Source organism: Ralstonia flaminis (genome assembly GCF_958415495.1).
Lineage (GTDB): Bacteria > Pseudomonadota > Gammaproteobacteria > Burkholderiales > Burkholderiaceae > Ralstonia > Ralstonia flaminis.
This window is the reverse complement of record NZ_CATZLL010000020.1, coordinates 25,205-45,949: the sequence shown is the minus strand read 5'-3', so window position 1 is coordinate 45,949 and position 20,745 is coordinate 25,205. Positions and strand designations below refer to the sequence as shown.

Below are 20,745 nucleotides of genomic sequence, written 5' to 3'. Positions count from 1 at the left end.
GATTTCAGGCGTTAAGAGAACAGAACAGCAGCTTTTTGGAGTGTAATCCAAACCCCCCAGCCCAACGGCAGGCCAACGGCTGCCCAGGCCAGCACCACAGCCACGGCCGAACCCGGATGGGCCTTCCATTCCAGTGACGTTTCTGGCGCAACCACCGACGGCGTCAGGCTCTTGGCCGCAACTGCGTGACGTTGCGCGTCGAGCTGCGCGTCGGTCATGAAGTGCTTCGCGTTCACCGGGCGCACCAGCAGGTTGCAGATAAAGCCCAGCACCAGCAGGCCGGCCAGGATCATCATCGTGATGTCGTACACGGCAGCGCGTTCCACGCCGTGGGCGATCTGGTATTCACGCAGGTAGTTCACCAGCACCGGCCCCAGGATGCCGGCAGTCGACCACGCGGTCAGCAGCCGGCCGTGGATGGCCCCCACCATTTGCGTGCCGAACATGTCGGCCAGGTAGGCCGGCACGGTGGCAAAGCCGCCGCCGTACATCGACAGAATCACGCAGAAGGCCAGCGCGAACAGCGCGATGTTGCCGGTGTGCGAAGTCCATGGAATCGACGCGTACAGCACGAAGCCCAACACGAAGAAGATCGCGTAGGTCATCTTGCGGCCCAAGCGGTCCGAAAGCGACGCCCAGAAGAAACGGCCGCCGATGTTGAACAGGCTCAGCAGGCCCGTGAAGCCGGCAGCGATGGCGGCGATCTGGCCCTTCTGTGCCGCGGTCAGCTCAGTGAAGGCCGTGGTTACGCCCAGCAGCTTGCCGCCAAACACTTCCTGCAGCAGCGGCGAAGCCATGCCCAGTACGCCAATGCCGGCCGACACGTTCAGGCACAGCACGGCCCAGATCAGCCAGAATTGCGGCGTCTTCAGTGCCTCGTCCACGTGCACATGGCGCTGCGTGACCATGGTGTCCTTCGCCTTGGCGGGCGAGGGCGTCCAGCCGGCGGGCTTCCAGCCAGTGGGCGGCACGCGGTAGCCCAGTGCACCCGCCATCATGAATACGAAGTAGATGCCGGCCAGCACGATAAACGTTTGCGCGACGCCCACGGAATCCGGCGTGGCAAACAGCTTCATCAGGCGGTCAGCCAGCGGCGCACCGATCATCGCGCCGCCGCCAAAGCCCATGATGGCCATGCCGGTCGCCATGCCGCGCTTGTCCGGAAACCATTTGATCAGCGTTGATACGGGCGAGATGTAGCCCAGCCCCAGGCCAATGCCGCCGATCACACCGGAGCCGACCCACAGCAGCCAAAGCTGGTGCATCTGGATGCCGAGTGCAGAGATCAGCAGGCCGCCGCACCAGCACACCGCCGACACGACACCGGCCTTGCGGGGGCCGACGCGTTCCAGCCAGCCGCCCCACAGCGCAGCAGACAGACCGAGGAAGACGAAGAACAGCGTGAACATCCAGCCCAGGCTGGAGATGCGCCAGTCACAGGTGGTGGTGAACAGTTCAGTGATTAGCGAGACATCGGCGCCGCAGGTTTGCGGCTTGGCAATGCCCAGCGCGCGCCCGAGCGGCAGCCAGAAAACGGAGAAACCATACGCCATGCCGATGCACAGATGGATGGCCAAGGCGGCAGGCGGAACCAGCCAGCGGTTGAACCCCACTGCGGCGATGGTCCGCTCGCGTGAAAAAAACGGATGCAGTACTGCTTCGGACATCGAAATCCCCCCGGATGCGTTGATGTGCCTGGTTGCTACGGTATGAAGTGAGTTGGCCGCACCAGTCATGGCTGGTAGGTGCCCGCCAGCCGCAGAGGGACTGCGCCGACGTTGCCCGCGAAGATAGTGATGAGCCTTGGTCTAGATCAATAGTTGTAGAAATCCGTTGTATTGCGGATTACGCAACACACAGCCTATCTAATTTATTTATGCGAGTAGAAACATAAATAAACCGTGCGCATTGGCATTGCTGCCGGTGGCTTGCGCACGACATCAAAGCGGTTGGTGTTGTGGCTGCCAGCGCCAATACTGAAGACGGGTGGTCTCAAAGCGCTCGACAACGGAGGTGGGGATGACGACGCATACGCCGGATGCGCATGCACAGCACGGACAGGCGCGACTCGATGCCCATGCCTTGGGCGTTGGCGAATCCGTTGTCATGGGGGTAGCGGGCACCGCGCCCGCTTTCAGCATTGCCGCCACGACAGCCACGCTGATTGCCGCGGTCGGTGCGCTCACGCCAGCGAGCCTGCTGTACTGCGGGCTGATCATGTTTGGTGTGACCTTTGCCTACCTGCACCTGAATCGCATCAACCCGCACGCGGGCGCGGCATATGCCTGGGTGGGCGCCATCTTCAACCGCACGCTGGGCTTCTTTGCCGGCTGGGCGCTGCTGGTGGCCTCTGGCGTATTCATGGTGTCGGGCACGATCCCGGCGGCAACCGCCACGCTCACCCTGGTAGCACCGTCGTTGGCCAACCAGCCCGCTGTGGTAGCGCTGGTGGCCGCCGCGTGGTTGCTGGTGGTAAGCGCCGTCATCATCAAGGGCATCAAGCTGACGAGCTATTCTCAGGTCGCCATGACGGTGGTGGAAACCGCCATCCTGATTGCGCTGATTGCACTGGCGGTGTCGAAGTTCGGTGCGCACCCGGCGCATGCGCTGTCGTGGGCTTGGCTGTCACCCGGCGCATTCACGCCGCAGCTCTTCGCCACCGGGGCGCTCACGGCGTTGTTCTTCTTCTGGGGCTGGGACGTGACCGTCAATCTGACGGAAGAAACACGCGACGCCAATCACGCACCGGGCCGCGGCGCGCTTTGGGCCATGGTGATCGTGCTGGCGCTGTTCATGGGTTTTGCCGCCGTGATCCTGCTTGTACTGAGCGATGCGGAAATCGAGCAATCCAGCACCAACGTTATCTTTGCCGTGGCCGAGAAGCTGTTGCCGCGCCCGTGGAGCTACGTGGCCGTGGTGGCTGTCATGCTCAGCACGATCGGCACGCTGGAGACCTCCATCTTGCAGTTCACGCGCACGCTCTACGCCAAGGGGCGCGACGGCATGCTGCACGCGCGTTATGCGAGGCTGCACAAGACGTGGCACACGCCGTGGTTGGCGACCGCCGTCATCGCGACGATTGGGTTGGTGCTGCTGTTTGGCGCGTCGTTCTTCCCGAGCATCAACGCGATCATCAAGGACTCGGTCAATGCCATCGGCTTTCAGGTGGCGTTCTACTACGGGCTGGCCGGTTTTGCCTGTGCGTGGCACTACCGGCGCGATGCGCTGCGCTCGCTGTTCGATGCGGTGTTTCTGGTGCTGTGGCCGCTGGGCAGTGCGCTGTTCTTGTGGTTCATTGCGGCCTACAGCGTGCCGACGTTCGATCTGCCGACCAACCTGATCGGCTTGGGCGGCATTGCGATCGGTACTGTTCCGCTGTTGCTCAACCGGAGGCTGGCCGAGCGCAATGGCCGCCTGGCTGGCAACCCTTAGCCGCCAATTGCCGAGTCCGGCCAGGCGCAGCGGCTGATCTGCTGGCGGAATTCATCCGCCAGCGCGTGCAGGTGGGTGAAGTTCAACCGCATCTCCGCTGCACGCTCGTGATAAGGCCCCACGCTTTGCGCTACGCGCTCAATGGCGCGCGCGGCATCGCCGATGGCCAGATGCCCCAGCATGCGGGACGAGCCCACGATGCGATGCGAGGCTTCGATGATCTGCGCATCCACGCCGTCTCGCAGGGCCTGGTCGAGGCTGGCGAGGTCCTGCTCGATCGTCTCGGTAAACAGGTCGACGATAAAGCGCCACTGTTGCAGGTCGAGCCCGAACAGCTCGGTCAGCGTGCGGATGACTTGCGGGGGCAACTGGCCAGCAACGATGGCGTGACTGGCCTCGTCGGAGGCAGGGGTTGCGGGCGTGTCGCGGAGGGGCTGCATGGTGTGGCGCGTGATTTTGGACTCGAGCCACACTTTGCGTGCCGGGCCTGCTTGCAGCAATGAGATTCGTCCGATTTGAGTGTGGCCAGGTACGAGCTTGCAGACCCCCAAAAACAAATCGGGCGTACCGCTTGTGAGGCGATACGCCCAACCGGGCTGTGAGCGCTTGGGGCTCAGGGCAGCATGGCGGCAGTCGGCGTGACGTCGGGTTCGCGCGGGGGCGTGCGGCGATTGCGGTGCGCCCACGTGAACACCACCGGCAGCACCAGCAGCGTGAGGATCGTGGTCGTCACCATGCCGCCGACGATCACCAGTGCCAGCGGGCGTTGCGCCTCGGAACCGATGCTGTGCGATAGCGCCGCCGGCAGCAGGCCCAGGCCTGCCAGCATGGCCGTCATGATGACCGGGCGCAGGCGCAGCGCGGCACCCTCCACCGTCGCTTCATGCAGGTTCTCGGAGTGCGCCAGGCGGTTGACGTACGAGATCAGAATCACCCCGTCCTGGATGGCAATACCGAACAGCGACAGGAAGCCGATACCCGCCGAGATCGACAGTGTCTCGTTGGCGATATGCAGCGCCAGCAACCCGCCGATGGCCGCAAACGGTACGTTGAGCACCACCATCAGCGCGTCCTTGAAGTTGCCGAACGTGCTGTAGAGCAGCAGGAAGATCACCAGGATCGTCAGCGGCACGATCACCATCAGCTTGCCCTGGGCGACCTTCATCTCGTTGAACTGGCCGTCCCACTTGACGGTGTAGCCCTCGGGCAGCTTGACGCTGTCACCCACCATGCGCTGCGCTTCATCCACGGCACTGCCGAGGTCGCGCCCGCGCACGCCAAACTTGATGGCGATGTAGCGCTTGCCTTCTTCGCGGTAGATGAAGAACGGGCCGTCGGTCATCTGCACCTTGGCGATCATCGATAGCGGGATGTGCTGGCCGTCAGGCGTGTCGATCAGCAGCTCGCGAATGGCGTCGTACGAGGCACGCGACTGCTGGTTCAGGCGCACTGCCAGCCCGAACGATTTTTCGCCTTCCAGAATCTGCGTGACTGGTGCGCCGCCAATGGCGTATTGCACCAGGTTCTGCACGTCGCTCACGTTGATGTTGAAGCGTGCGGCGGCCTGGCGGTCAATGGTGACGTTCAGCGTCGGCTGGCCCAATTCACGGAAGATGCCCACGTCCACCAGACCCCGCACCTTTTTGAGCTGTGCCTGAATTTCGGTGGCCTTGGCCTCAAGCATGTCGAGGTCGTTACCGAACAGCTTGACCGAGTTCTCGCCCTTCACGCCCGAGAGCGCCTCATCCACGTTGTCCTGGATGTACTGCGAGAAGTTGTATTCGATGCCCGGAATCTTCTCCAGATGCTTGGCCAGGCGCTCGACCAGATGGGCCTTGGTTACGCCTGGGCCCCACTTGTCGGGCGACGAGAAGTACAGGCCGTATTCCTGGTTGAACACGCCGGTGGAGTCGGTGCCGTCGTCCGGCCGACCGATCTGTACCGAAACCTTCTGGATTTCCGGCTGTTTGGCAAAGTACGTGCGCAGGTCGTTGGCCACGGAGGCGGAATAGTCCAGATCCACCGTGTTCGGCAGCGTGATGCGCAGCCACAGGTTGTTCTCTTCCAGCGTCGGCAGGAACTCCGTACCCAGGAAGCTGGCGCTGTACAGCGTCAGGCCCAGCGCGGCCAGAGCGGCAGCAAACACCGTCTTGGGGCGCGCGATGAGGCGGCGCAGCAGTGGCTTGTACCAGCGCAGGATCGCGCCCACAAAGGCTGGCGAATGCGGATGCAGCGACTTGCCGAACACGAACGACGTGGTGGCCGGCACGAAGGTCAGGCTCAGTACGATCGAGGCCATGAGCGCAAAGCCCATCGTGAACGCCATCGGCTTGAAGATGATGCCTTCCACACCGCCAATGAAGAACAGCGGCGAGTACGCCACGATGATGATGCCCGTGGAGAAGATCATCGCGCGCTGCACTTCACTGGTGGCCTTGACGATGGCGTCCTCCAGCTTTTCGGCGCCTTCTTCCAAGTGACGCATGATGTTTTCCATCACGATCACCGCCGCATCCACAATCACACCAAAGTCGATCGCGCCCAGCGAGATCAGATTGGCCGGCACATGGAAGTGCTCCATGCTGATGAACGACACGCACAGCGCCAGCGGAATCACCGCCGCCACCACAGCGGCCGCGCGCAGGTTGCCCAGGAAGACGAACAGCACCGCCAACACCAGCGAGATGCCCACCACCAGCGTGTGTTCCACCGTGCCCATGGTGATGTCGAGCAGCACCTGGCGGTCGTAGAACGGCTTGATCTGGATGTCCTTCGGTAGGATGCCGTTGTTCAGCTCGGCAACCTTGTCGCGCACCTTGGCCAGTACCTCGGTGGCATTGGCGTCGCGCTTGAGCAGCACGATGCCTTCCACCACGTCGGGCTGGTCGTTGTACTGCACCATGCCCAAGCGCTGCACGTTGCCGACTTCCACTTCGGCAATGTCGCGCACGCGCACCGGCACGCCGTTGTTGGCGGCCACCACCACGTTGCGGATGTCTTCCACCGTCTGCAGCAGACCCACGCCGCGCACCACGAACTGCTGCTCGCCGTCACGCAGCAGGTTGCCGCCAGTGTTGTTGTTGGCGTTGCCGATGGCCGTGATGAGCTGCGTCAGCGTGATGCCGTACGACTGCAGCTTCGCCGGCGACGGCACGATGTGGTACTCCTTCACCTTGCCGCCGAAGGAGCTCACGTCTGCCACGCCCTGAACGTGCTTGAGCTCCTTGGTGATGTCGTAGTCCTGGTAGCTCTTGAGCGTGGTGAGATCCACGCCGTCGCCCACCAGGCGGAAGCGCATGATTTCGCCGGTGGCGTCGGAGTCCGGGCTCAGGGCGGGTTGGATTCCGGTGGGCAGATTGGCCTGCGCCAGGTACTGCGAGAAGTTTTGCCGCGCCTTGAAGCTGTCGGTGCCTTCCTTGAACTTGAGCGTTACCACCGACAGCCCGAACAGCGACACCGAACGGAACGACTGCACGTCCGGCACGCCGGCCAGCGCGTTCTCGATGGGGATGGTGATCTGCTGCTCGACCTCGGTCGTGCTGCGCCCCGGCCACTGCGTAATGGCCTGCACGGACAGCGGCGCCACGCCCGGATACGCCTGCAGCGGAAGTTCCCTGAATGACAGGACGCCCGCCACCAGCAGCGCAATCGCCAGGAAGACGATCAGCAGCCGACGCTTGAGAATGCCCGCGATCGGGTTGAAGCCCATGCCTACGCTCCCGCCTTCACGATCATTTCATTGAGCAGGGCGGCACCGCGCACCACCACTTGCGATGAGGCATCCAGGCCGGATGTGACCGCAAAGCTGCCATCGGTGCCCGTGTCCTTGCCTTGTACTTGCACGCGCTTGAAGTGCGTTGCATCGCTTTGCACGATCACGTAGTAGCTGCCGCGCTCCTTGACCAGCGCGGATTTCGGCACCACCGACGCCGGGCCGCTGCCAATCTGGATGCGCGCGGTCGAATACATCTCGGGGCGCAGCAGGCCATCGGGGTTGGGCACGTCGCAGCGCACCGTCAGCGTATGCGTGGCCGGGTCGATATTCGGGGCAATGAAGCTCACGCGGCCAGTGAAATCACGATCCGGATACGCGGCCGTGTGCAGCGTGATGGGCTGGCCGATGTGCACGCTGGCAATGTCGTTCTCATACACATTGCCGGTGAACCACAGCAGGCGCGTATCGACAATGCTCATGAACGAGTCGCCCACATTCAGGAAGGCGCCCGGGTCCATGTTGCGTTTGACGATGGTGCCCGAGAGCGGCGCACGCAGCGTCAGGTGCTCGGCAGGCGTGCCGCGCTTGGCGATCTGCGCAACCTCATCGTTGCTCACGCCAAGCACATGCAGGCGGCCGGCGGCGGACTGCACGGTGGCTTCTGCGTCTTCCTGCAAGTCCTTCATGTTGGAACCCTTGAGCTGGCGCGCGGTATTCAGCGCCAGCAGGTATTCCTTCTGCGCGGAGATGAAATCCGGTGCGTACAGCTCTGCAATCGGCTGGCCCTCGCGCACCAATGCGCCTTCGAACGCCAGGATGCGGTCCAGCCGGCCAGCCACGCGGGCAGAGGCCAGCTTGGTGCGCTCGGCGTTGTAAGCCAGCTTGCCCGGGGAGGACAGCTCCACCGGCACAGTGAGCTGGCTGACGTGCGCGACCTGCACCTGCTGCGGGTCGAAGCCGCCGGCCGGGATCTCCACAGAATCCGGTTTTGGACGCGCTGCGGTGGCAGCAGGTGCTGACGCAGCGTTGCTTGCAGGCTTGGCAGCTTCGGCGGCGTTGGGCGACGGGGCAGCGGGCCATTTGCGTCCGACCACCACGCCAACAGCAACAGCGGCAGCCAGGGCAATCACGGCAACGATAGGAGAGAACTTCTTCATGGTCTTATTGAGCTTGAACCGGCGAACGGCCGGTGGCCGCGAGCAATGCGTGATAAGCCTGCAGGGCCGTGGCCTGCGCCTGGGCGACCGCCAGTTCGGCGTTTTTGAGTGCGCCCTGCGCGGTCAGCAGGTCATTGAAATCGGCGTTGTTGCTGGCGTAATTGGTCATCGTCACGCGATAGGCCGCCAGCGCCTGCGGCAGTTGCCGCTGCTTGTTGAAGTCGAGCTGCGCGAGCGTCTGGCGCAGCGTGTTGTAAGAGGTATCGACGGCCAGCAGCGTTTGCTGACGCACGGACACGTCATTGGCCTCGGTGGCGATCTGGCTTTCCACCGCCTGGTTCACGCCGTACTTCTCCTTGGTGAAAAACCAGAACGGAATGATCAGGTCCAGCTCGATCTGATAGCTGTTCGGGCGCACGCCGTACGGCGGGTTGTCCGTCGTGACCGTGGCAATGACCTGGAAGTCGGGCAGGTACGCCTTGCGCGCCAGCGTCACACTCTTGCGTGCGGCGTCGATCAGCTCGGCGGATGCCTTGATCGACGGGTGCTCGCGCAGCGCCTGGTTTTCCAGCTCGGGCAGCGGCTCGTCGGGCAGGCGCACGGATTCATCGTCGGTGCGCAGTTCCAGCGGGAAGGTCGGGTCCTTGCCGATGAGGGTGTTGAGCGTCTGCAGCGTGCTGTCGTACTGGCGCTGCGCGGCAAACAGGTCGTTCTGCGCGCTGCTCTGCATGACCTGCGCGTTGAGGAAGTCGGCATACGCCGCCGCGTTGTTGGCGTAGCGCACGCGCGTGATCTGCTTGACCTGCTCCAGGCGCGTGATGGTCAGCTTCTGCACGTCGATCTGCTTCTGCAGCGAGATCGCCTGGTAGTAAGTAGTCGAAAGCTGTGCGTAGAGCTGCAGGTACAGCGCGTCGGACTGCGCGTTGAGCGACTCGGCCTGGCGGTCCGCAATCTCGGCGGCCAGTGCTTTCTTGCCCGGAAACGGAATCTGCTGCGTCAGGTTGTACTGGCTGCCGCCCGCACGGTTGACGGCCAGCGGGAACCCCTTGGGGATGCTGTTCCAGATGTAGCCGATCTGCGGGTTGTTGGGCGCAGCCAGTTGCGGCGGCACCGCCTTGGCCGAGAGGTAGACGTGGCGGGCCTGCATGAGTTGTGGGTTGTTGCTCTTCAACTCTTGAAGCAGCTCAACCAGGTTGAAGCCCGGCCCGGTCACGCCTGCCACCGATGGCTTGACCGGCGGCATGGTGGCGACGGGCATGCTGGCGGCAGCCGGCATCGTCGGCATCGGTACCGGTGTGGCCGGCTTTGACGAGCCTGCCCAGGCCGCTGTCAGCGGCAGGCTGGTTGCCACGCACAGCGCGGCCCAGGCACGTGGATGGAATGCACCCCAATGTTTCACTGCAGAGACTCCCCTTGAGACGGGAGCGTTTTTACCGACGCGATCTTTCAAGCGCCTTTCACGACTCAGCAAGCCGTCAGGAGGTGGGAAAACGCAAAAAAGCCGCAGCAAATCGCTCCAAGGCGGCAGTCTGCGTCAGTTATATGACAAGACATGTTGACCTTCTCAGGTCGTTGCAAGTGGGCACGGCAGCCCCACCCGTGTGGCCACAGCGTCGCGCATGGCCTGTAGGCTGGCGATGCGGGCGTCGATGCTGATCAGCTTCTCGCGCAGTAGGGCGGTGACTGCGGCATCCGTGTCGGGCTGCTGCCACACCTGGGTCATGCCCTCGCCAATTTCGGCCAGCGTGAAGCCGAGCTGTTGGGCCGTGCGGATATAGCGCACCAGCTCAACGGCTTCGAGCGGATAGGCGCGATAGCCGTTGCTGCGTCGGCGGGCGCGGATCAGGCCGCGTGCCTCATAAAACCGCAGGCCATCGCGCGAGACGCCGGTGGCGGCCGCCAAGTCGCCGATGGAGAGATCGTCGGGTTGCGTGGGCAGAGGAGCAGGCATGGGTGTGTGCGCAAAAAATCGACTTGACCTTGGAGCGTACACCAGGCTTTAAGGTGGCGTCTTGTTCACTTATGGAGGGCCGTCATCATGGTGTCTGAATCCACTTTTGTGCGTATCGTACGGGCCAGTGCCTGGTATGACCTGATCGTGAGCGCTCCGTTTGCAACGCCCTGGACGTTCGCCTGGCTGCATCAGGCGTTGAGCGCGGTGGCTCAGGCGCTCGGCATTGGCGGGTTGCCAGCGTTTGAGCCTGCGCATTTGCTGATGGCCAATCTGATGGGATCGGTGGTGTGCGTGTGGTCTGTATTGCGGATTCGGCAGGCGAGCGTGACGCTGGGCCGCTACGATGCCGTCGCACGTTGGCTCTTTTCAGCCTGGCAGGTGTTTGCGCTGATATCAGGGGCTACGCTGCTGGTGGTGCCGTTCCTGATCGTGGAGGTGGGTTTTGGGCTGTTGCAGATGATGCCGGTGGGGCGCGTGCCCGCCCGGGCGGACACGCAACACGCTTAGCGTGCAGCCGGAGCGCTGGCCGGCACTGCGGGCGGCAGACCGGCCGGGATCAGTGGGCCGCCGCCGAGCACTTGGCTGCGGGAGAGTGTCCGCAATTGATTGTCGAGCTTGGCGGGGTCAACGAAGCGTTTGACGTCTTCACCTGCGCGGCGTGCCATTTCGGCGGAATCGACCCAGCCGGTCAGGGTGACCTTGCCCTCTGGCGTGGTGTGGATGCGGATCTGACGGGTATTCAGGGCGGTGTCCTGATCGAGTGCGGCCTTCACCTGATACGACAATAAGGAGTCGTCGGTCATGCGGGCGCCGGTGTTGTTGGGGCCATCACCCCAGGCGCAAGCTGCCAGCGCCGAGGCGGCGCAGATTGCTGCCAGCACACCCATCTGCCGGCGTGCCACGCCAGACCGGACCACCAGGGACAACAAGGGGAAGCGCATCGATGCTCCTGAAAAAAATGGCGACAGGCCCACATGATAAGCCTGCCGCCCTGCACCGGAACTGCGCGTCTTGCAGTCTGCTGGTCAATAAGCGTGCCCTGGCGCGGTGTTCTGCTTGCGCTGCCACAAGGTCTGCAATGCCAGCCAGCCTGGCCCGACCGTCGCCACGATCGCGATCAGCACACCCCACACGAAGTGGAACTCGACGGCCGACGCGGACAGGCTTGCCCAATACGACAGTGCCGCGACAACGTTGACGAAGAACAGCCCCGCAGCCGCCAGCCGCGGCACGATGCCGATCAGCATCAGTGTTGGGAGGACCACTTCACCGAAGGTGCCGAGCGCTGCGGCCAGCATGGGCGGCAGCAACGGTACCTTGTATTCCTCGGTAAAGAGCAGCACGGTAGTGTCCCAGTCGTGCAGTTTGGTCAGGCCCGAACGGAAGAACACGTAGAAGAGGTAAGCCCGCGCGATCAGCAGGATGAACGAACACAACCCGCTCTGTGGGCCGGCAAAGCGATCGAACGCAGCGCGAATGCGCGTGAGCGGGGCAAGTGGGGTGGTGTTCATGGGGTGTCTCCAAGAGGCAGGCGGGGGGATGCAGGTTGCGCGGACAGTGCGAGTATCCCTGCGCGGTAGAGGCCAGCCAGGCAGGCGGTGAGGTCGAAATCTGCCTGGGCGGTCAGTGTTTGTGTGAGGGCCGCCTCTAGTGACGGCGTTGCATCGCAGGCAGCGAGAAATGCTGCGGTGCTCGGATCAAGGTCGAGCACGACGACGCGGTGGTCTTGCACGGTGACGACCGCCGCTTCACGCGTGCCGAGGTCAATACTGCTCAACGCGATGGCCGCGTCGGGCTGATGCGCCCGCCAGATGGACACAACCGGCCACGGCGATGTCACGTACCAAGCCCCATCGACGAGACCGGCACGGAGGGTGTCCGCCGGCTGCGCGAGCAGCGTGCCGAGCGCAGCGGCGTCCAGCACCTGAGCGTGCGCATCGGGTGCGTAGTGCGCCCAGTGCACATGCCATTCCAATCGCGCCACGTCAGCCAGATACGGCACGCTGCCGGCCAGTGGTGATTGCGCAATCACCTCGGGCAAGGCATCTCCGTACCGATGCAGGTTGGCCGAGGTCGATCCTTGCACTGCCAGCGTGTCGCGCACGATGGCATCGAAGCAGTCATCGCCAACGAGTGCACGGCAGACCGGATAGGCACCCGCCAGCGTGTTGCGCAGGATGACCAGGCGCGCGTTGCGATAGATGGCTACGCCGTGCGAGTCGTCACCGCCCGTTGGCGTTGTGAGCGTGCCGATGAGGTGGGCTTCCCAGTCAGGCAGGCGCATGATCGCTCTCCGTGACTGTGGAACTTGCATGCCGGTCGAGGACGACCTGGGCACGTTCGGCCTCCTGCAGCAGCACCTGCACGGGCGGGATGTCGGCATCCCACTCGATAAGCGTCGGACGAGCCCCATGGGCGGCGATCCAGGCTTCGTAGATCGCCCAGACTGGCGCGTGTACCGGCGCGCTGTGCGTGTCGATCAGCATGCCGTCTTCCACGCTGAAGCCGGCCAGGTGAATTTCGCCCACCAGGGTCGGGTCGATGTCGGCCAGTACCGATTCGACGGTCACGCCGTGGTTGACGCTGTTGACGTAGAGGTTGTTGAGGTCCAGCAGGATGCCGCAACCGGTGCGGCGCGCGAGTGCGGTGAGAAAGGCACCTTCGGAGACGGCCTCATCGGCATCGACCAGCGCGCGGCAGTCTATATAGGCAGCGATGTTCTCGATCAGCAGCGGCCGCTTGAGGATGTCCTGCGCGCGCATGACATTGGCGCACACGAGGTCGAGCGACTCGCGGGAATAGGGCAGGGGCAGCAGGTCGTTGACGACCTGGGCACCACTGCGGTTGAAGCACAGGTGCTCGGAAATGGCGGCGGGCGCAACAGCTTCGGCCAACGTGGCAATGGCACGCACGTGGTCGGTGTCCAGCCCATCGGCGTTGCCGAGCCCCATGCCCACGCCGTGCAGGCTTACGGGCTGGTGGGCCCGTGCAGCCAACAGCGCGGCGCGGGCCGGGCCGCCATACAGGTAGTTCTCGCTGTGCACTTCCACCCAGGGGAAGCGGGCCTCCCCGTGCAGCAGGGCGGGAAAGTGCGGGGCGCGCAGGCCTGCGCCGGCGCACGTGGGCAGAGTGGTCTGCATGGCGGTTACCCGGGTCGTCGGCTGATGCTTACTTGGACATCGGCTGCATCGTGCCGCCCATCTGCGCGCAGGTACCGGCCGGCACGTACTTCCACGACATCGGGTCCTTGTCGATCTTCGATTGGCCGGCGCAGGCGTGGGCGCTGCCCGGGCTGGCGCAATCGTTCTGGCCGGCCTTGGCCACGCCGTAACACTTTTCCTTGCCAGCGGCGTCTGCCGCTTGCACCGGAGTCGACAGGGCGCCCAGTGCGAGCAGGCTACCCAGGGCGGCGGCGATGATGGCTTGTTGTTTCATTTGCGTTCTCCTTGATTAAGCAGGTGTCTTTGACGGGGACAGGGCGTGATTGCCCTGTCTTTACCGTACGGCGCGCCGCGGCAATGCGCAAACGCGTTCCGTGCAACTTGGTCGCCGCACTGACAGATTCCTGATACGGAAAACGAAATTTTTTTTTGGCGGGCGAAAAACCGCATTGCCCAAGAAAAAAGGCGGCCCGAAATGGGTCGCCTTCGTGCAGAACAGGGGGGAGGACGTCAATCAATTGCGCGCGACGCATTTTCAATGCGCCGCCAGCGACTACCCCAGATGGGGCACAGCTTTTTTCAGCTCACACGGAAATGCTCGATGCTCTGCCCAGCGTTGACAGCGCGCTGCAGCCAGTCGGGCATGTCGCCTGCGCCGTCCCAATGCTGACCGTCGGCACTCATATAGATAGGGCCGACGGGCGGGGGGGGTAAATCGAAGCAGCCCCGTGCCTGCAGGTCTTCGACCGACAGCTCATAGGTTTGCATTTGTTCCCGGATCCAGGCGATCGCGGCTTCGCGGCCCGGCTGCGGCGGGTTGCCATCCTTCATCTTGTGCGTATGTTTTGGAGTTTTGTGTCCGTCCGGCGTCAAGAGAGAGAGACGGACGCTGGGCGCGCCCGAGGCCGGCGGAAAACGCACAAGAATAACAGCAGTTGGGCGGCGGATTCGTGTTGTGGGGGCTTAAGCGTATTGCATTATTTGACAGCGGCCGAATCTGCCCCCGGCCGCAGCCACCGGTATGGCGACCAACCCAGGTTCATGCCCGCCGCCGCCAGCAGGATCGCCCCTGCCCCCAGAAACTGCGCAAATTGCAGCCGGTGCCCGAAGGCAATAATGTCAACGACAATCGCAACGATTGGGTAGATGAACGAGAGCGACCCCGTCAGGTGCGTCGGCAACCGTTGAATGGCGCCATACAGCAGGATGTACATCAGCCCGGTATGCACTACACCCACCGTCACCAGCAACACCCACGTATGGGCATCGGCCGGCGGGTGTGACAGGTTGGCCAGTGGCGCCAGCATCAGCACGCCCACACACACCTGGACGAGCGCAATCAGGTGCGGTGGCGTACCGGCCAGCTTCTTGGTGATGATGGCTGCCACCGCATAGGCAAAGGCCGCACCCAGCGCCAACGCGATGCCCATCAGATAGTCTGTGCCGCTAGCCGCCGCCGGCCCCACCTGCACGATCAACACGACCCCGACAAAGGCGATGGCCAGCCAGGTCAGCTTGGCCGACGTTAGCCGCTCTGAAAGGAATAGGGCGCCCAGCCCTACCAGCATGAACGGCTGCGTGTTGTAGACCGCCGTGGCAATTGAGATGGACGCCCGCGGATACGCAGCAAACAACAGCAGCCAGTTGATGACGATGGCCACCCCGCCCAGCGCCGCAATGCCGGTGCGCTTCCAGGTGATGGCGCCGCGCAGCAGTCCCAGCCCTGCGCATACCGCCAGCAGCGTGAGCGCGCCGAACACGCAGCGCCAGAACACCACGTCCATCACTGGTTGGCCGGAGCGGACCACGAACCAGCCGATCGTCCCGGAAATCGTCATGGCGGTGGTCATCTCGACCGTGCCGCGAGTTTTCTCGTTCATGCGTACACCCTGTGCGTTGGATGCGAGAAGGATCGCACGCGCATTGCCAGACTTCCATTGCTTTTCTGAGGCAAAATCGGGGTTCTTGCTAATGAAGTAAGGCCAAAGACAGCAATGGCCGTTAGGAGGTGCAGTGAGTACGATTGATGAGCTGGATCAGCGGATTCTGGATGTCCTGCTGACCGATTCCCGCATCTCGCTCAAGCAACTGGCCGAGCAGGTGGGGCTGTCGTCCCCCAGTGTGTCGGAGCGTTTGCGCCGGCTGGAGGAGCGCGGCGTGATCCGCCATTACACGGTCGACATTGACCCGAAAGCGCTGGGCTACACGCTGCAGGCCATCGTGCGGGTGCGGCCCATGCCCGGCAAGCTGCATATCGTGCAGAAGCTGATCGAAGAGATTCCGCAGATTGGCGAATGCGACAAGGTCACGGGCGAGGATTGCTTTATCGCCCGGCTGTACGTGCGCTCGATCGACCAGCTCGACCACATCCTCGATCGTGTGGCCGACCATGCCGAGACCAACACTGCCATCGTCAAGGCTCAGCCGGTGCGGCGGCGGGCGCCGCCGTTTGTGTCGGCCGACTGACGTATTGGGCACTATGCAGTGACGGCCAGCTGGGTGGTGAACGCATGCGCCATGGCTTGCCGCAGATCGGCAATCAGGTCTTCCGGTGCCTCCAGTCCGACATTGAGCCGCACCAGGCGGCCGCGATATTGGCGGTTCGGACGTACCAGATCGGGGTACGGCATCACCAGGCTGCTTGTGCCGCCCCAGCTCATGCCAATCCGGAATACACGTAGCGCATCAATAAACACGTTGACCTGTGCGGCTGACACGCTTTCCTGAAACACCACCGAGAACACGCTTGTCGCGCCGGTAAAGTCGCGCCTCCAGAATTCGTGACCAGGGCAGGACGGCAGCGCCGGATGCAGCACGGTGGCGATGCTGTCCTGCAGATGCAGCCAGCGCGCCACCGCAAGCGTGGAGGCTTGCAGGCGCTCCAGCCGCAGCCCCAGGGTTTGCAGGCCACGCAGTGCCAGGCTGCAGTCATCGGGCGATGCACCCATGCCCAGGTCAGCAAATGCACTGCCCACGCGCTCGAACATCGCTTCCGAGTTGACCGAGACCGCGCCGAGCAGCAGGTCGCTGTGGCCGCCCACGTACTTGGTGAGCGCCTGCATGCTGATGTCTACCCCGTGGGCGAAGGCGTCGAAATACACGCCGGCCGTATACGTGTTGTCGAGCGCAACCGGCACGCCGCGCGCGTGTGCCGCCGCCACGATGGCCGGTACGTCCTGCACTTCCATCGTGACCGAGCCGGGGCTTTCGGTCCAGACGAGCGCTGTGTTCGGGCGGATGAGCCCAGCAATGCCCGCACCAATGAGCGGATCGTACGTTTGCACCTCGATGCCCATGCGCTTGAGCAGGCCGTCCGCCATGGCGCGGTTGGGCCCATAGGCATTGAACGGCACCAGCGCGTGGCTGCCCGCGCCGCAGCAGGCCAGATAGACGAGGGCGATGGCCGCCTGCCCACCCGGCACGATAAAGCTATGGCGGGCACGTTCCAATTGCGCAATCCGCGCACCAAGTTCGATGGCGGTGGGCGTGCCGTAGAGACCGTAGGTGTAGCCGTGCTGGGCGTGGCGCCAGTCGTCCACCACCTGTGCGGCGTTGTCGAACAACACAGTTGAGCCGCGGTAAACCGGCGTCGCCAGCGAGCGAAAGCCGCCCGGGGCCAGCGTTTCCGGGTTGACGAGCTGTGAATGCCAGTGCATGGGAAGGGGCCTTTGCAATCGAATGACCACGAAATCCTATGTCACGTCCGGAGAGCAATTTCAGCTATTCTGCGTGGCCAGATGCAAAAATTTCTCACCTAGAGCCTGTCATGGCCGCGCAGAAACCGCTCGAACTCGACACCTTCGACATCGCCATCCTCAACGCTGTGCAACGGTGCTACACCACGCCGTTGCGTGTGATCGGTGAGCAGGTGAATCTGTCGACCGCCGCCGTGCAGCGGCGCATCAAGCGGATGGAAGAGGCGGGCGTCATCGTCGGGAACGTGGCGGTGGTGGACCCGGAGCGCGTGGCTAAACCCATTACGGTGATCGTCGAGGTGCATGCCGAGCGCACCAACACCGCTGCCATGGTTGCACTCAAGAAAGCGCTGTCCGGCCCTGACGTGCAGCAGTGCTATTACGTGACCGGCGAGGCTGACTTCGTCCTCATCCTCAACGTGGCGACGATGACGGAATACGAAGCACTGGCGCGTCGCATGTTCGACGACAACGACAACATCAAGTGGTACCGCACGGCGGTGGTGCTGAACCGCGTGAAGGTGGGGCTGGAGGTGCCGCTGCCCTAATGCTGGCGCGGGTTAGCCCACTGCCGGCACGATGCGTCAATACGGGGATGAGGCTATAGTGCCCGGGCGCGCCGCCTGATAAGGTTCGCGCGCCGATAACACGTACGCCGGCACGACCGGCGTCCATGAAGGTACCAAAGGAGCTCCTATGCAGAATCCAAGAACAGGCATGCGGTGGATCGCCGCTGCAATCGCATCGGTCAGCATCGCCGCCGTCGCGCCCTCATACGCCGCCTCCGTGGCGCCGGTTGCCGCAGAAAACGGGATGGTCGTCTCTGCCCAGCATCTCGCCACCATGGTGGGCGTGGATGTGCTCAAGCGCGGCGGTAACGCAGTCGACGCGGCCGTGGCAGTTGGCTATGCGCTGGCAGTGGTGTATCCCGCTGCCGGCAATCTGGGCGGCGGTGGTTTCATGACCATCCAGCTGGCCGATGGCCGTAAGACCTTCCTCGACTTCCGTGAAGTCGCACCGAAGGCGGCCACCGCCAACATGTACCTGGACAAGGACGGCAACGTCATCAAGGGCGCATCCACCAAGGGCCATCTGGCCGTGGGCGTGCCGGGCACGGTGTCGGGCATGGAATACGCCCGCCAGAAGTACGGCACCATGCAACGCGCTGCACTGATCGCACCGTCCATCGCACTGGCTGAAAAGGGGTTCACCCTCGACCAGGGCGACGTCGACATGCTGCACACCTCCACCAAGGACTTCCAGGAAGACGCGGCGTCGGGCGCGATCTTCCTGAACAAGGGCCAGCCCTTCCAGGTGGGTGAGAAGCTGGTCCAGCATGACCTGGCCAAGACGCTGCGCGAGATCAGCAACAAGGGCACCGACGGCTTCTACAAGGGCTGGGTCGGGGAGGCCATTGCTGCATCGAGCAAGGCCGGTGGCGGCCTGATTACGCAGGCCGACCTGACCAGCTACAAGACGCGCGAACTGGCACCGGTCGAGTGTGATTACCGCGGCTACCACGTGGTGTCGGCACCGCCCCCGAGCTCGGGCGGCGTGATCATCTGCGAAATGCTGAACATCCTGGAGGGCTATCCGCTCAAGGAATTGGGCTGGCATTCCGCGCAGGCCACGCACTACCAGATCGAAGCCATGCGCCACGCCTATGTGGACCGCAACAGCTACCTGGGCGACCCGGATTTCGTGAAAAACCCGCTGGACCGTCTGCTGAGCAAGGACTACGCGGCCAAGATCCGTGCCGTGATCGACCCGAAGAAGGCTGGTGTGTCGAAGGACATCAAGCCGGGCGTCGAACCGCACGAGGGCAGCAACACGACGCACTACTCGATTGCCGACAAGTACGGCAACGCCGTGTCGGTCACGTACACGCTCAACGACTGGTTTGGCGCCAAGGTCACGGCTGCCAAGACGGGCGTGATCCTGAACGACGAGATGGACGACTTCACCGCCAAGGTCGGCGTGCCGAACCTGTACGGCCTGGTGCAGGGCGAGGCCAACTCGATCGCTCCGGGCAAGCGTCCGCTGTCGTCGATGAGCCCGACCATCGTTACCAAGGACGGCAAGCCCGTCATGGTGGTGGGCACGCCGGGTGGCAGCCGCATCATCACGGCCGTCATGCTGACCATGATCAACGCTATCGACTACGGCATGAATGTGCAGGAAGCCGTGGATATGCCGCGCTTCCACCAACAATGGCTGCCGGACGTGACCAACGTCGAGCCGTACGCACTGTCGGCGGACACGCGCAAGATCCTGACCGACATGGGCCACAACCTGGGTGCGCCGCAGCCGGCCAACCACCTGGCGGCCATTATCGTTGGCGCACCGTCGCTGGACGGTAAGCCGGTGGGCAACAACCGTTTCTATGGCGCGAATGATCCGCGTCGCAATACGGGGTTGGCTGCTGGTTACTGATCAGCTCCGCACCAAAAAAAAGCCCGCCAGAGTTTCGGCGGGCTTTTTTCATGGCTGGGCGGAAGCGGGTCAGGCCGCTGCGGTCAACACCGGCAGATTGCCCTCGCCGAAGCCGTGGTGCCCGCGCCGCTGCACGATCTCGAAGAAGATCTCGCCAGGGTGGCGTTTGACGAAGGTCTGCAGGAACAGCTTGGGCACACCGTCGACGATCTCGCCATCCATGAGGATGCCGTACTGGCGCAGGGCGTTGAGATCCAGGCCATGCCCGGGCAGGCGTGCATCGACGGTGTCGTAATAGTGCGGCGGTGGTTCGACAAAGGTGAGGCCGTTGGCCGCCAGCGCGGCTGCCGTGCGCAGAATGTCGTCGGTGGCCAGTGCAATGTGTTGCACGCCTTCGCCGGGGTGGTCGGGCAGGTAGGCGTGCATCAGGTGGGCGCGGTGCGTGCCTTCTTCATAGAGCGGAATACGGATCGTGCCGCACGACGACACCATCACGCGAGAATCCGGCGCGACGCGCCAGTTGGCGTGCAGCTCGTGGATTTCGCTAAAGCCCAGCTGGTTGCGGTAGAAATCGATCCAGTCCTGCAGCCGGCCGGCGCCGACGGTTTGCGTCAGGTGGTCGACCCGCGCCAGCCCAACGCCGGCATGGTGCCAATCCTCATGCGCGGTGGCAGGGTCCAGCGGCCGGAAGTCGATGTCGTAGATGGAGATGTCGCCCAGGCCGCCCTTGGCGCCGTGCTTGCCGCGCCAGCGGTCAACAAAGTACAGGTGCGTATCGCCCACGCCCTGGATGGCGGGGATGACCAGTTCGCTCGGGCCGATCGGCTCGGCCTCGGCCGGCCACGCGCCCAGTTCGACGGCACGGTCATAGGCGCGCTGTGCATCATCGACGCGGATGCCGATCGCGCAGATGCCCACCCCATATTCCTCGGCCCAGCGGTAGGCGAAGGAGTCGGCCTCTGCGTTGACGAGGAAGTTCATGTCGCCTTGCCGGTACAGCGTCACGTCTTTGCTCACGTGGCGTGCGATGGCCTTGAAGCCAAACGATCGGAACATCTGCCCCAGTGCGGCCGGCTCCTGGGTGGCGAACTCGACAAACTCCAGGCCGGCGGTCTTGAACGGCAAGTCGGCATTGCGGCCCATGTGTGAACTCCTGTAGCTGAGCAAAGCGTGAGAACCCCGCATTGTGTACCACGCG

General features: G+C 63.6%; 20 protein-coding genes. 5 read left to right on the top strand and 15 right to left on the bottom strand.

Annotated elements, in window-relative coordinates; genetic code table 11:
• Positions 1-11: 11 nt before the first annotated feature.
• Positions 12-1,667, bottom strand: a complete 1,656-nt coding sequence (locus R2N11_RS24110) for an OFA family MFS transporter (protein WP_316682660.1) — start codon at positions 1,665-1,667, stop codon at positions 12-14.
• Between the two features lie 352 nt (positions 1,668-2,019).
• Between R2N11_RS24110 and R2N11_RS24105 the strand changes: the two genes are divergently transcribed.
• The gene (locus tag R2N11_RS24105; protein WP_199029804.1) at positions 2,020-3,432 is read left to right on the top strand and encodes an APC family permease; all 1,413 of its coding nucleotides are present in this window, start codon (positions 2,020-2,022) and stop codon (positions 3,430-3,432) included.
• Here the strand turns inward: R2N11_RS24105 and R2N11_RS24100 are convergent.
• The 5 genes from R2N11_RS24100 to R2N11_RS24080 all read right to left on the bottom strand — a co-directional run bounded on the left by R2N11_RS24100 (position 3,429) and on the right by R2N11_RS24080 (position 10,255).
• Complete coding sequence (locus tag R2N11_RS24100) at positions 3,429-3,872, bottom strand: Hpt domain-containing protein (protein WP_316682659.1); 444 nt, start codon at positions 3,870-3,872, stop codon at positions 3,429-3,431. The genes R2N11_RS24105 and R2N11_RS24100 overlap by 4 nt on opposite strands.
• A 173-nt stretch (positions 3,873-4,045) precedes the next feature.
• Positions 4,046-7,141: an efflux RND transporter permease subunit gene (locus R2N11_RS24095; RefSeq protein ID WP_316682658.1), complete on the bottom strand. Its 3,096-nt coding sequence runs from the start codon at positions 7,139-7,141 to the stop codon at positions 4,046-4,048.
• Between the two features lie 2 nt (positions 7,142-7,143).
• Positions 7,144-8,304: an efflux RND transporter periplasmic adaptor subunit gene (locus R2N11_RS24090; protein ID WP_199029796.1), complete on the bottom strand. Its 1,161-nt coding sequence runs from the start codon at positions 8,302-8,304 to the stop codon at positions 7,144-7,146.
• Between the two features lie 4 nt (positions 8,305-8,308).
• A complete protein-coding gene (locus R2N11_RS24085) occupies positions 8,309-9,703 on the bottom strand; it encodes a TolC family protein (RefSeq protein WP_199029793.1) in 1,395 nt (464 codons plus the stop codon).
• A 165-nt stretch (positions 9,704-9,868) separates the two neighbouring features.
• The gene (locus R2N11_RS24080) at positions 9,869-10,255 is read right to left on the bottom strand and encodes a MerR family transcriptional regulator (RefSeq protein WP_316682657.1); all 387 of its coding nucleotides are present in this window, start codon (positions 10,253-10,255) and stop codon (positions 9,869-9,871) included.
• A gap of 87 nt (positions 10,256-10,342) precedes the next feature.
• On the opposite strand from R2N11_RS24080, the gene R2N11_RS24075 reads away from it, so the two are divergent.
• Positions 10,343-10,765, top strand: a complete 423-nt coding sequence (locus tag R2N11_RS24075; RefSeq protein WP_316682656.1) for a hypothetical protein — start codon at positions 10,343-10,345, stop codon at positions 10,763-10,765.
• Here the strand turns inward: R2N11_RS24075 and R2N11_RS24070 are convergent.
• The 7 genes from R2N11_RS24070 to R2N11_RS24040 form a co-directional block, all read right to left on the bottom strand.
• Complete coding sequence (locus R2N11_RS24070) at positions 10,762-11,199, bottom strand: BON domain-containing protein (RefSeq protein WP_316682655.1); 438 nt, start codon at positions 11,197-11,199, stop codon at positions 10,762-10,764. The genes R2N11_RS24075 and R2N11_RS24070 overlap by 4 nt on opposite strands.
• 84 nt (positions 11,200-11,283) lie before the next feature.
• Complete coding sequence (locus R2N11_RS24065; RefSeq protein ID WP_199029780.1) at positions 11,284-11,769, bottom strand: DoxX family protein; 486 nt, start codon at positions 11,767-11,769, stop codon at positions 11,284-11,286.
• Positions 11,766-12,542, bottom strand: coding sequence for an HvfC/BufC family peptide modification chaperone (locus R2N11_RS24060; protein WP_316682654.1), 777 nt, complete (start codon positions 12,540-12,542; stop codon positions 11,766-11,768). Before R2N11_RS24060 ends, R2N11_RS24065 begins: the two co-directional genes overlap by 4 nt.
• A complete protein-coding gene (gene bufB / locus R2N11_RS24055; protein ID WP_199029774.1) occupies positions 12,529-13,398 on the bottom strand; it encodes an MNIO family bufferin maturase in 870 nt (289 codons plus the stop codon). The genes R2N11_RS24060 and bufB overlap by 14 nt, the downstream gene beginning before the upstream one ends.
• A 28-nt stretch (positions 13,399-13,426) precedes the next feature.
• Positions 13,427-13,693, bottom strand: a complete 267-nt coding sequence (locus tag R2N11_RS24050) for a BufA1 family periplasmic bufferin-type metallophore (protein WP_199029771.1) — start codon at positions 13,691-13,693, stop codon at positions 13,427-13,429.
• Positions 13,694-13,998: 305 nt separating this feature from the next.
• Positions 13,999-14,250, bottom strand: a complete 252-nt coding sequence (locus tag R2N11_RS24045) for an H-NS family nucleoid-associated regulatory protein (RefSeq protein WP_199029768.1) — start codon at positions 14,248-14,250, stop codon at positions 13,999-14,001.
• Positions 14,251-14,396: 146 nt separating this feature from the next.
• Entirely contained in the window at positions 14,397-15,299 is a 903-nt protein-coding gene (locus R2N11_RS24040; protein ID WP_199029766.1) for a DMT family transporter, read from the bottom strand.
• Positions 15,300-15,432: 133 nt separating this feature from the next.
• Between R2N11_RS24040 and R2N11_RS24035 the strand changes: the two genes are divergently transcribed.
• The gene (locus R2N11_RS24035) at positions 15,433-15,885 is read left to right on the top strand and encodes an Lrp/AsnC family transcriptional regulator (protein ID WP_048936044.1); all 453 of its coding nucleotides are present in this window, start codon (positions 15,433-15,435) and stop codon (positions 15,883-15,885) included.
• Between the two features lie 11 nt (positions 15,886-15,896).
• Here the strand turns inward: R2N11_RS24035 and R2N11_RS24030 are convergent, their stop codons facing one another.
• On the bottom strand, positions 15,897-17,075 hold the full coding sequence (locus tag R2N11_RS24030; protein WP_316682653.1) for a cystathionine beta-lyase: 1,179 nt from the start codon (positions 17,073-17,075) through the stop codon (positions 15,897-15,899).
• 110 nt (positions 17,076-17,185) lie between these two features.
• Between R2N11_RS24030 and R2N11_RS24025 the strand changes: the two genes are divergently transcribed.
• Both R2N11_RS24025 and ggt read left to right on the top strand, forming a co-directional pair.
• Positions 17,186-17,662, top strand: coding sequence for an Lrp/AsnC family transcriptional regulator (locus R2N11_RS24025; RefSeq protein ID WP_199032354.1), 477 nt, complete (start codon positions 17,186-17,188; stop codon positions 17,660-17,662).
• A 148-nt stretch (positions 17,663-17,810) separates the two neighbouring features.
• A complete protein-coding gene (ggt, locus tag R2N11_RS24020; RefSeq protein ID WP_199032353.1) occupies positions 17,811-19,547 on the top strand; it encodes a gamma-glutamyltransferase in 1,737 nt (578 codons plus the stop codon).
• A gap of 69 nt (positions 19,548-19,616) precedes the next feature.
• On the opposite strand, the gene R2N11_RS24015 is transcribed toward ggt, so the two are convergent.
• Complete coding sequence (locus R2N11_RS24015) at positions 19,617-20,690, bottom strand: 4-hydroxyphenylpyruvate dioxygenase family protein (RefSeq protein WP_316682652.1); 1,074 nt, start codon at positions 20,688-20,690, stop codon at positions 19,617-19,619.
• Between the last annotated feature and the right edge of the window lie 55 nt (positions 20,691-20,745).

What these genes read in the sequence shown, in the direction of transcription:
- R2N11_RS24110 (WP_316682660.1), bottom strand. Translation starts at nt 1,667, where the DNA reads ATGTCCGAAGCAGTACTGCATCCGTTTTTTTCACGCGAGCGGACCATC.
- R2N11_RS24105 (WP_199029804.1), top strand. Translation starts at nt 2,020, where the DNA reads ATGACGACGCATACGCCGGATGCGCATGCACAGCACGGACAGGCGCGA.
- R2N11_RS24100 (WP_316682659.1), bottom strand. Translation starts at nt 3,872, where the DNA reads ATGCAGCCCCTCCGCGACACGCCCGCAACCCCTGCCTCCGACGAGGCC.
- R2N11_RS24095 (WP_316682658.1), bottom strand. Translation starts at nt 7,141, where the DNA reads ATGGGCTTCAACCCGATCGCGGGCATTCTCAAGCGTCGGCTGCTGATC.
- R2N11_RS24090 (WP_199029796.1), bottom strand. Translation starts at nt 8,304, where the DNA reads ATGAAGAAGTTCTCTCCTATCGTTGCCGTGATTGCCCTGGCTGCCGCT.
- R2N11_RS24080 (WP_316682657.1), bottom strand. Translation starts at nt 10,255, where the DNA reads ATGCCTGCTCCTCTGCCCACGCAACCCGACGATCTCTCCATCGGCGAC.
- R2N11_RS24075 (WP_316682656.1), top strand. Translation starts at nt 10,343, where the DNA reads ATGGTGTCTGAATCCACTTTTGTGCGTATCGTACGGGCCAGTGCCTGG.
- R2N11_RS24070 (WP_316682655.1), bottom strand. Translation starts at nt 11,199, where the DNA reads ATGCGCTTCCCCTTGTTGTCCCTGGTGGTCCGGTCTGGCGTGGCACGC.
- R2N11_RS24065 (WP_199029780.1), bottom strand. Translation starts at nt 11,769, where the DNA reads ATGAACACCACCCCACTTGCCCCGCTCACGCGCATTCGCGCTGCGTTC.
- R2N11_RS24060 (WP_316682654.1), bottom strand. Translation starts at nt 12,542, where the DNA reads ATGCGCCTGCCTGACTGGGAAGCCCACCTCATCGGCACGCTCACAACG.
- bufB (WP_199029774.1), bottom strand. Translation starts at nt 13,398, where the DNA reads ATGCAGACCACTCTGCCCACGTGCGCCGGCGCAGGCCTGCGCGCCCCG.
- R2N11_RS24050 (WP_199029771.1), bottom strand. Translation starts at nt 13,693, where the DNA reads ATGAAACAACAAGCCATCATCGCCGCCGCCCTGGGTAGCCTGCTCGCA.
- R2N11_RS24045 (WP_199029768.1), bottom strand. Translation starts at nt 14,250, where the DNA reads ATGAAGGATGGCAACCCGCCGCAGCCGGGCCGCGAAGCCGCGATCGCC.
- R2N11_RS24040 (WP_199029766.1), bottom strand. Translation starts at nt 15,299, where the DNA reads ATGAACGAGAAAACTCGCGGCACGGTCGAGATGACCACCGCCATGACG.
- R2N11_RS24030 (WP_316682653.1), bottom strand. Translation starts at nt 17,075, where the DNA reads ATGCACTGGCATTCACAGCTCGTCAACCCGGAAACGCTGGCCCCGGGC.
- R2N11_RS24025 (WP_199032354.1), top strand. Translation starts at nt 17,186, where the DNA reads ATGGCCGCGCAGAAACCGCTCGAACTCGACACCTTCGACATCGCCATC.
- ggt (WP_199032353.1), top strand. Translation starts at nt 17,811, where the DNA reads ATGCAGAATCCAAGAACAGGCATGCGGTGGATCGCCGCTGCAATCGCA.
- R2N11_RS24015 (WP_316682652.1), bottom strand. Translation starts at nt 20,690, where the DNA reads ATGGGCCGCAATGCCGACTTGCCGTTCAAGACCGCCGGCCTGGAGTTT.